Below are 9,422 nucleotides of genomic sequence, written 5' to 3'. Positions count from 1 at the left end.
ACTAAGTAGGTTATGAAGGGTACTTCACGTATCCATCAGACCTCCCCGGGTAAGAGTGTAATCTTTCCTTCCATCCATCTGCTTCATTTACTCTGTATCACCTTCGGCAGAAAGGGCTTTGTTTTGTCATGCAAACTCACCCAGTAATACCTAGCCTCATATGAAGTTCGTGTTCCTCAGATCGGAAGTTTGCCGCTCGCTTCCTTCAGATTCCGCGTCACCACGGACACCCTTGCGTTAAGCTAACTGCTACTTCTGCCTTCGCAGCTCGGGACTTTCACCCTATAGATTACACCCATGCCGGGCGCACATCAAAAAGCCCGCTGGGTTAGCGGGCTTAAATAATGGTCATTGGACAACCTAATTGTTCAATTGTATTAACATTCTTATTATAAAATATGATAACCTGAGTCTACATGGATATTTTCACCGGTAATTCCACGCGAAAGGTCGCTAAATAGGAATAATGCTGTATCTCCAACTTCTTCAGGTGTAGTTGTTCTACGCAATGGCGCTTTTTCTTCAATTTCCTTCAAAATGGAGTTAAAATCACTTACACCTTTAGCTGATAAAGTTCTGATAGGACCGGCAGAGATTGAGTTCACACGAATATTGTCTTTTCCAAGATCTGCTGCTAAGTAACGGACACTTGAATCCAAGGAAGCTTTTGCTACGCCCATTACATTGTAATTCTTAATGGCACGCTCACCGCCAAGATACGTTAAAGTAACAATGCTGCCACCTTCAGTCATTAAACTGCGAGCTTCCTTCGCTACCGCAGTTAAAGAATAAGAACTAATATTATGAGCAAGCAAGAAACCCTCTCTTGTCGTGTTCAAATATTCTCCCTGAAGCTCTTCTTTATTAGCAAAAGCAATACAGTGAGCAACTCCGTGAATGGTCCCTACTGCCTCTTTAATCTCAGCAAAACATTTAGTAATTGCTTCATCACTCGTTACATCACATGGAAGTACAATAGTTCCCTCCGCTTCTAACGACTCTGCCAATTCACGGACACTGCTTTCTAGCCTTTCTCCTGCATAAGTAAATATTAAACGTGCTCCTGCTTTATGTAAGGAGCGTGCAATTCCCCAAGCAATACTGCGTTTATTTGCTACACCCATTACAACAAATGTTTTTCCGGCTAATGAAAGATTCATAACGAAAAAGTCCTCCTAAAATATATACAAGATATTAGTACTTGGTCCTAATTTTACACTATTTTATTAAAAATGAAAAGTATGTCATCCTAATAAAACCTTTTACTAGCTTCCGAAAACTCCAATTCATTTTTTAACTCATCAACATACTCTTTTGAACCTGTAACAATTAACCGGTCATGCAGTTGCAGTTCAGTATCTCCGTGCGGTACGATGGAATCTTTCCCTCTAAATATCCTGACAAAAATAACGTCCCCTGTAAACGGAAATCTACGTAACGACATGCCATCAAAGGCTTCATTCTTTAAGACAATTTCATAAAGAGCTGTTTCCTGGTTCGTTAATATATTAATAACATGTGGAGATTCGATCATGGCCCGTAGCAATACTTTTGTTGACATAAAAGAACTAAAGACTTCTACGTCATGCTCCTTTAGATTCTGCTCAAACTCAGGGGATTCAATTCTCGCAATGACTCTAGGAACCCCTTTTTCTTTTGCCTTTATAGCAAGGGAAGCATTTAATTCTTGGTCACCAGTTGATAGGACGACAATTTCTGAATCAAACACTCTTGTTTTCTCAATTGTTTCTAATGAATAATCTGGAATCTCCTCAATATCAAAAAGTGAATTCGCAATTTGTTTTTCATCCTTCTTTATTTGTGTATGATACAGAATGGGTTCATACAACCCCGATTTTAATTCTCTTGAAATTGGTAATGTAATTTGATTAGCACCAAGGATAGCAATGGGTATCTTCTTATTGGTAATTTCTTCTCTAGGGAACAGCTTTTTAAAAACAATAGGTGTAAATATGGAAGTAATAACAGCTACCAATATCAATGTTCCCTTCATTTGCTCGGTGATAACCCCGATCCTTTCTCCAATTGTCGCTGCAGCGATGACAAGGGAAAGAGTGGAAGTAAGTAAAAAACTTGAAGCAATTACCGTTTTTGTATCATACCAAAGTTTTAGCAGATAGACTGGAATCAACTTTGATAATAAAAGTCCAATCAACAAAAATGGAATTAAAAGAAGCAGTTTTTTATCACTAAACATGGACCAAATATCTAAATCCACTCCAACCATGACAAAGAAAATTGGAATGAAGAAGCCGTAACCAAAAGAATCAAGTTTATGTACCAACTCTTGATTCGGAGATAGCAATGACACTAATACCCCAGCTAAAAAAGCTCCTAGAATATTTTCTGCTCCAATGGTTTCAGATAAACCAACTAACACGATGATCAATGTGAAGACAGCACGAGTCCCAATTTGAACTGTACCTGTTGATAATGTTTTAATAAAGCTGCGATTTTTTAATCTTTTTCCAACAAAGTAAAGAACAACCCCTGCAGCAAATAAAATCAATAATAACCAAGTATTGCTGCTTCCTGAATCATTTAACGAAACAAAGATGGCAAGTAGTATCATTGTTGCCAAGTCTGCAATAACAGCAATTAATAAAATAATCTGCCCGATGACCGTTTTCATCAAGTGTGCTTCCTTCAATGTTGGAACTACTACCCCTAATGAGATGGTCGAGATGATCAATGTCATTAAAAAGACATTCTCAATAAAGCCAGTTTTTACAAAAATATATGATAAAATGAGGGATAGGACAAAAATCCCCATGAAAATGACCGAGGACACAACAAATGAATTTGGTTCCTTTTTTCCATTAGGTAAGGTTTTACGCCTTTTACTTCTCGAAAACGAGGTGAAATCAATTTCAAGTCCACTTAAAAACATGAGAAAAATAAAACCTAGAGTTGATAAGGTAGACAGCCACATGTCTTCATGAACAATATTAAATCCACTTTTCCCGATGATTAAACCTACAATGATTTCAGCTACCACAACAGGGATGGCATTTAATTTTATACGATGAAGAAGAATGGGAGTTAAAAAGGCCATAGTAACAACTATAAGCAAAGATGTAACTGATACATGCTGATCCATTGTATTCCTCCTTACATAAAGCATTATCGCTTACATTGATTAAAATTATCACATTAACGAAAAATATGGATAAAGGGGGTTATTCCAATGAAAATCGACATCATTGGTGACATTCATGGATGCTTTCAGGAATTAAAGGAACTAACCTCTTTACTAGGCTATAATTGGGACAAAGGGGTACCCCTCCATCCTGAAAACAGAGTACTTGGCTTTGTAGGTGATTTAACCGACCGCGGACCTCAATCACTAAGAGTAATTGAAGTGGTCTGGAAACTTGTTATCGAATATAAAAGAGCTTATTATACACCTGGAAATCATTGCAATAAACTTTATCGTTTTTTCCTCGGGAATAATGTTCAAATCACCCATGGTCTCGAAACAACAGTTGCAGAATATGAATCATTATCCAAACATAAACGGGAATCTATTCGAAAAAAATTTATGACATTATATGAACAGGCCCCTTTATATTTAGTATTGGATAATAATAAGTTAGTTATTGCTCATGCTGGGATTAAACAAGAATTAATTGGTATGAACAATGAAAAAGTAAAAAAGTTCGTTCTTTATGGAGATATAACTGGAGAAAAACATCCTGATGGTTCACCAGTAAGAAGAGACTGGGCTAAAACTTATTATGGCGATTATATAATCGTTTACGGCCATACACCTGTAAAACAACCAAGAATAATAAATAATACCTATAACATTGATACAGGAGCAGTTTTCGGCGGTAGCCTTACAGCTTTAAGGTATCCCGAGATGCAAATTGTCTCCGTTCCTTCTACTATGCCATATATTGAAGAAAAGTTTAAGAAATTTGACTGAATGAACACGCTAATATAGAAAAGGCTGACCCTATGTTTGTGGGTCAGCCACAATTAATTTCAACATATCTTCAGGAAGCGGTGCCGTAAAGATTAGTTTTTCTCGAGTAAATGGATGAGTAAATTGGATTTTTTTACAATGGAGGGCTTGTCGTTTAATAAAAGAAGTGTCTCCTCCATATAAATCATCGCCAAGCAATGGATGCCCTATATAGGACATATGCACTCTAATCTGATGAGTTCTTCCGGTTTCAAGCTTCAACTCAATATGTGTATATTCCCTGAACCGATTAATCACTTGATAATGGGTACAAGCATATTGGCCATCCTCACGTACTTCCCTTTCAATGATACTATCCTCTTTTCTACCAATAGATGCACGAATCGATCCTTTATCGTTAACTATCCACCCGGCTGCCAATGCTTCATATGTTCGATTTATTTCTCTTTTTCGCTGCATCATGCTAAATAAATGATGAACATGACGATGCTTAGCAATTAAAACAATACCCGATGTCTCCCTGTCCAGTCTAGTAACAATATGTGCGGTTGCTTGGAGCCCCATTTTGTTATAATATCCGACAAGAGCATTAGCAAGGCTTCCATTCGGGTGTTCTCGAGATGGAATCGTGTTCATACCAGCAGGCTTTACTACTACGAGGAGAAATTCATCCTCATATATGATATTTAATGGTATGTCCTCACCTTCAAAGCTTGGATTCTCAGGAGGAAAAATAACTTTTAATACATCCCCAGCTATTAGTCGATATCTCACGTTTTCTTCTTTGCCATTAACAAGTATCTTTCCTCCTTTAAACTTAATATCTGTTAAGGCTGTCCTTGAAATTCCAGCATTATGTAAAAACTCCTTTATTAACAAACCACCACTGTTTTCATCAATGTCCCATTGCAAGTAAAAACATTCTGTCATATTCGATGTCCTCTTTTAATCAGCGATAAATGAATCATGCACTCTCTTCCAGAAAGGAAACGGCCGGAAGCGTGCAAATCGAATTTTTTCATCAGGAACTCTAAATTGAATCGACTTGACATCTTTATGGAGAAATGTCAAATGATCGATTGTGATTTGAAAATCAGTTCGATTCACTGGTTTTAACATGCATGTATGATGGGCTGGTAGTATTAGGGGAGAACCTACTGTCCTAAACACCCTGTTGTTTATCGATGCCATTTCGGCAACTTGAATCGCTGATATAGATGGATGGATAATCGCTCCACCTAGTGCCTTGTTGTAAGCAGTACTACCTGAAGGAGTTGATACACAAAGACCGTCACCACGAAAGCGTTCAAAATGTTGTCCTCGTATCTCCACATCCATGACAAGGGTCCCTTCAACACATTTGACTGTTGATTCATTTAATGCTAAATATCTGGATTCCTTCCCAGCATGTGAGTAACGAATGATGACTTCAAGGAGAGGATATTCTACGATCTGATAAGGAGTTTTTGCTATTGCAATTACAAGTTTCTCAATTTCATCTGGTGTCCAATCAGCATAGAATCCCAAGTGTCCCGTATGTATGCCAACAAACGCTGTTTTACTGAGACGACTGCTATATCGGTGGAAGGCATATAATAGTGTTCCATCACCGCCAATTGAAATAACAATATCTGGTTGATCTTCATCATATTTAAGATCAAAATCTAATAAATATGTACGCATTTTATGCATTAAAATATTAGATTTTTGATCCCCTTTTGATGTTATGGCAAATTTCATCATGATATCTCCTTCTACTGTATTGCTTTCAAAAGGTAGTCAGTGAAATGAGATTCGACTTTCATTTATTTCCTTCTTGTGCCGATTCCTTCTTTCTTGTAAAAAAGGCTTGTGCTTCTTGAATTTCTCCGCGAATTAAAGACATTTCCTCATCCAGGCGAAATGCTGCTTCTGCTGCCCTTTGCAGTCGCATTTTTATATCTGAAGGAAAATCACCTTTGTATTTGTAATTAAGAGAATGCTCAATTGTTGCCCAAAAATTCATTGCCAGTGTTCTAATTTGGATTTCTGCGAGAATTTTCTTTTCTCCGTGTATCGTTTGTACAGGATAACTGATCACTACGTGATAAGACCGATATCCGCTTGTTTTTTTGTGAGAAATATAGTCCCTTTCCTCAACAATCTCAAAATCATTACGGATTCTTAATAAGGATACAACTTTATGAATATCATCCACAAACTGACACATGATTCTTAGCCCGGCAATATCTTGCATTTCCTCTTCCAATTTATCCAAGGGGATCCCTTTTTGTTTTGCCTTATCCAAAATACTGGCTATTGGCTTCACTCTCCCAGTCACAAATTCAATTGGTGAATGTGTCGAATCAAGTTCAAATTGCCCCCTCATACCTTTTAATTTAACTTTAAGTTCGTCAACCGCCTGTTTATAAGGAGCTAAAAATTGATCCCATTGCTTCATGACTCCACCTCATTGCTACTTATTAAAAAATGCTTTCAATTTTCTCAACCATTGCTTTCCCATAGTTGGTATTTCCTTTAATATTGCTAATGATATATTCCAATTCTTCAAGGAAATGAGTCAGTTCCATTTCTATTTCCCCGTTTGTAAGCACTACCTCCATGTTATGAACGTGAGCCTCCTTTAATGAGCCCCATATTGGTTCTGGTATGACAACATATGTATAGTCCTCTGAATTCTCCAATAAATAAATGAAGGAGAAATGATCAGAATCAACAAGAATTTGTCCTCCTGGATTTAGATCACTCAATGATTCGGATACTTCCAAAAAAAGTTTATTTTCAATAATTTTTGCATCTGTAACGTTTAACCTTTTCTTCATCTTTTTACCTCCATCTTTACTCTACTATTTTAGCATAATCTTTTCCATTCTCCCAAAGATTGAAGTTCTAATAATATTTGCGATAATAAAAATACAGGATGGTTGAAAGGAAGAATATCGAATGAGACAAAATATTGAAATTGAATTTAAAAATATATTGACAAAAAAGGAATATATAAGGCTTCTAAAAGCATTTGATATAAAAGAAGAGCAGATTTTTTCCCATGAAAATTATTATTTTGATACTCCCAATTTTGACTTAAAAAAGGTTGGATCGGCATTAAGAATCCGAAAAAAACAAGAATGTTTTGAGTTAACATTAAAACAGCCTTCCAATCTTGGACTGCTAGAAACAACCCAAACGTTAACTAGAGAAGAAGCCATTCAAGCCATACAATATAACCAACTTCCTTCTGGGGAAATAAAAGACATCATTGAGGAACTCAAAATTCCTTATTCAAATTTCGTTTACTTCGGCCTCCTTAAGACAAATAGGGTTGAAATAAATTATCTAAATGGATTACTTGTTCTTGACCACAGCTCTTATTTGGGAAAAGAAGATTTTGAAATCGAATTAGAGGTAGATAACTATTCAGAAGGCAAAGAAATTTTTAAAAAGCTACTTCAGTATTACGAAATTCCTATAAGAAAAACAGAGAACAAAATTCAACGCTTTTATAATCAAAAACATCATAAAGGAACAACATCCTAATCCTTATTTAATGCAATTCATTTGAGATATAAAAAGAGCATTGATACAATAGAGAAAACTCAAGATGGGAATCATTTTAATTTAACACTTTAACAATATATTATTGACTTAAGAATTTATTCGAACGATTTGACTGAAATATAAAGTTGGAAGAGGAGTTGTCAACATGATTGAGAAAAAACTTACACCTTTTGAGGCTATCGGGGAAGAAACTCTTCATAATCTTATTGACAATTTTTATGGCCTTGTTGCACAACATCCTGATCTGGCTCCACTTTTCCCAGATGATTTTTCAGAGATTGCGCGTAAGCAAAAGCAATTTTTAACGCAATATTTAGGTGGACCACCGCTTTATACCGAAGAACATGGACATCCAATGTTGCGCGCACGCCATCTTCCTTTTCCAATTACCCCGACTCGAGCAAAAGCCTGGCTTACTTGCATGTCTCAGGCAATGGACAAGACAGGATTGCAAGGTCCATTAAGGGATGAATTTTATTCTCGACTATATCTGACCGCTCACCATATGATCAATACTCCCGATGATAAAGAAATTACAGGTGAAGATCGTGAATAATTTCTGGGACCCAAGTTCGAAAAACCGTTGCCACGGTACAGAGAAAAAACCAATTGAAATTTATTTGTTTATTGACCCGTTATGCCCCGAATGCTGGGCACTAGAACCAATATTGAAAAAACTGCAAATTGAATATGGACGATATTTCTCATTAAAATATGTACTAAGTGGAAATTTAGCAAACCTAAATCTCTCCAGGAAAAAAAATTATGAAAATATCGCCGATATTTGGGAGAAAACAGTAAGTAGATCAGGGATGTCTTGTGATAACCGAATCTGGTTTGAAAATCCTGTAGACGCCCCTTATTATGTATCCATTGCGATAAAAGCTGCGCAACTCCAAGGAAGACGAGCGGGAACCCGTTTTTTGAGAAAAATTCAAGAGCGATTATTTTTAGACAAGCAAAATGTATCCGATATGAATATTTTGAAGGAATGTGCCGCCAAGGCGGGGCTTGATGTTGAAGAGTTCGCCAATGATATGCATTCTGAAAGTGCATCGAAAGCTTTCCAATGTGATTTAGAAATTACATCAGAAATGGATGTTCAAGAAATTCCAACACTTGTATTTTTTAATGAAAATGTGGAGGAAGAAGGTATTAAAATTACAGGAATTTATCATTATGAAATATATGAACAGATTTTGGAAGAAATGTTGACCGAAAAGCCAGTCAAATCACCACTTCCCCCATTGGAAACATTTTTAAAAATATTTAAATTCGTTGATTCAAAGGAAATTGCAGTAATCTACAATATGACTATTCCTCAAATAGAACGAGAGCTCAAGAAATTACTATTAAAACAAGTGGTGGCTCAAATTCCAGCAAAATACGGTACATTTTGGAGATACATTAAAGATGATGAGTAATATTAGTTAAATATCACCTAATGTGTTTAGGGAAAAAATTTTATTAAAAAAATGCCTTGCAGTATAACTGCAAGGCATTTTTTTAAATACGAACAAAGGGGATGGGAGAAATTTTTCACGGTCAAACAAAGGGGTATATGTTTGTTGTGATCAACTTCACGTATTTAATATAGCACGGTAATGTAAAAGTGACAAGAAGTTTGTGCTTCATTTCACATAATTGTCAAATATTCATAAAAGTATTCAATTCACAATACAAATAATGTAAGGATGTACCATTTTATGAAAAGGGGCATTATTACCTTGAAAAAAATCACATTACCATTAATGATTCTCTTTTTTGTCATTGCCTTTTTTCTTCATATTTTGGCTCTACTGAATATCTTTCCAATAATCATAAGTGTACCACTATTGTTCCTTGCAATTCTCATTCCCATTGTCTTTATTAATAACCGAAAAAGATTTAAAGGATTTTAAAAAGGATGGTACTTTAA

General features: G+C 36.0%; 11 protein-coding genes. 5 read left to right on the top strand and 6 right to left on the bottom strand.

The genetic code is table 11. The annotated features are described in order from the left end of the window. Nucleotides 1-389: 389 nt before the first annotated feature. On the bottom strand, nucleotides 390-1,160 hold the full coding sequence (gene fabI, locus GZA11_RS03885) for an enoyl-ACP reductase FabI (RefSeq protein ID WP_038540471.1): 771 nt from the start codon (nucleotides 1,158-1,160) through the stop codon (nucleotides 390-392). An 89-nt stretch (nucleotides 1,161-1,249) separates the two neighbouring features. Continuing rightward, nucleotides 1,250-3,121, bottom strand: coding sequence for a monovalent cation:proton antiporter family protein (locus GZA11_RS03880; RefSeq protein WP_163182942.1), 1,872 nt, complete (start codon nucleotides 3,119-3,121; stop codon nucleotides 1,250-1,252). An 87-nt stretch (nucleotides 3,122-3,208) separates the two neighbouring features. On the opposite strand from GZA11_RS03880, the gene prpE reads away from it, so the two are divergent. Further along, nucleotides 3,209-3,949 carry a bis(5'-nucleosyl)-tetraphosphatase PrpE gene (gene prpE, locus GZA11_RS03875; protein ID WP_163182941.1) on the top strand — a complete coding sequence of 247 codons (741 nt, stop codon included), beginning with the start codon at nucleotides 3,209-3,211 and terminating at the stop codon, nucleotides 3,947-3,949. Between the two features lie 30 nt (nucleotides 3,950-3,979). On the opposite strand, the gene GZA11_RS03870 is transcribed toward prpE, so the two are convergent. The 4 genes from GZA11_RS03870 to GZA11_RS03855 all read right to left on the bottom strand — a co-directional run bounded on the left by GZA11_RS03870 (nucleotide 3,980) and on the right by GZA11_RS03855 (nucleotide 6,771). Then, nucleotides 3,980-4,879, bottom strand: coding sequence for an RluA family pseudouridine synthase (locus GZA11_RS03870; protein ID WP_163182940.1), 900 nt, complete (start codon nucleotides 4,877-4,879; stop codon nucleotides 3,980-3,982). A gap of 15 nt (nucleotides 4,880-4,894) precedes the next feature. Further along, nucleotides 4,895-5,689 carry an NAD kinase gene (locus GZA11_RS03865; RefSeq protein WP_038540459.1) on the bottom strand — a complete coding sequence of 265 codons (795 nt, stop codon included), beginning with the start codon at nucleotides 5,687-5,689 and terminating at the stop codon, nucleotides 4,895-4,897. Nucleotides 5,690-5,750: 61 nt separating this feature from the next. Beyond that, entirely contained in the window at nucleotides 5,751-6,389 is a 639-nt protein-coding gene (locus GZA11_RS03860) for a GTP pyrophosphokinase (protein WP_038540456.1), read from the bottom strand. 22 nt (nucleotides 6,390-6,411) lie between these two features. After that, nucleotides 6,412-6,771, bottom strand: a complete 360-nt coding sequence (locus tag GZA11_RS03855) for a UPF0738 family protein (protein ID WP_163182938.1) — start codon at nucleotides 6,769-6,771, stop codon at nucleotides 6,412-6,414. Nucleotides 6,772-6,892: 121 nt separating this feature from the next. Here GZA11_RS03855 and GZA11_RS03850 point away from each other — a divergent pair, with 121 nt between their 5' ends. The 4 genes from GZA11_RS03850 (at nucleotide 6,893) to GZA11_RS03835 (ending at nucleotide 9,405) form a co-directional block, all read left to right on the top strand. Next, nucleotides 6,893-7,483: a CYTH domain-containing protein gene (locus GZA11_RS03850; protein WP_038540451.1), complete on the top strand. Its 591-nt coding sequence runs from the start codon at nucleotides 6,893-6,895 to the stop codon at nucleotides 7,481-7,483. A gap of 166 nt (nucleotides 7,484-7,649) precedes the next feature. Continuing rightward, nucleotides 7,650-8,060 carry a globin domain-containing protein gene (locus tag GZA11_RS03845; RefSeq protein ID WP_038540448.1) on the top strand — a complete coding sequence of 137 codons (411 nt, stop codon included), beginning with the start codon at nucleotides 7,650-7,652 and terminating at the stop codon, nucleotides 8,058-8,060. After that, nucleotides 8,026-8,928: a ClpXP adapter SpxH family protein gene (locus GZA11_RS03840; protein WP_163182936.1), complete on the top strand. Its 903-nt coding sequence runs from the start codon at nucleotides 8,026-8,028 to the stop codon at nucleotides 8,926-8,928. The genes GZA11_RS03845 and GZA11_RS03840 overlap by 35 nt, the downstream gene beginning before the upstream one ends. 282 nt (nucleotides 8,929-9,210) lie before the next feature. Further along, a complete protein-coding gene (locus GZA11_RS03835) occupies nucleotides 9,211-9,405 on the top strand; it encodes a hypothetical protein (RefSeq protein ID WP_038540441.1) in 195 nt (64 codons plus the stop codon). Nucleotides 9,406-9,422 lie beyond the last annotated feature (17 nt).

Origin of the sequence: Neobacillus sedimentimangrovi, assembly GCF_010614825.1 — a bacterium.
Classification (GTDB): domain Bacteria; phylum Bacillota; class Bacilli; order Bacillales; family Cytobacillaceae; genus Neobacillus; species Neobacillus thermocopriae.
This window is presented reverse-complemented; position numbering and strand designations above follow the sequence as displayed.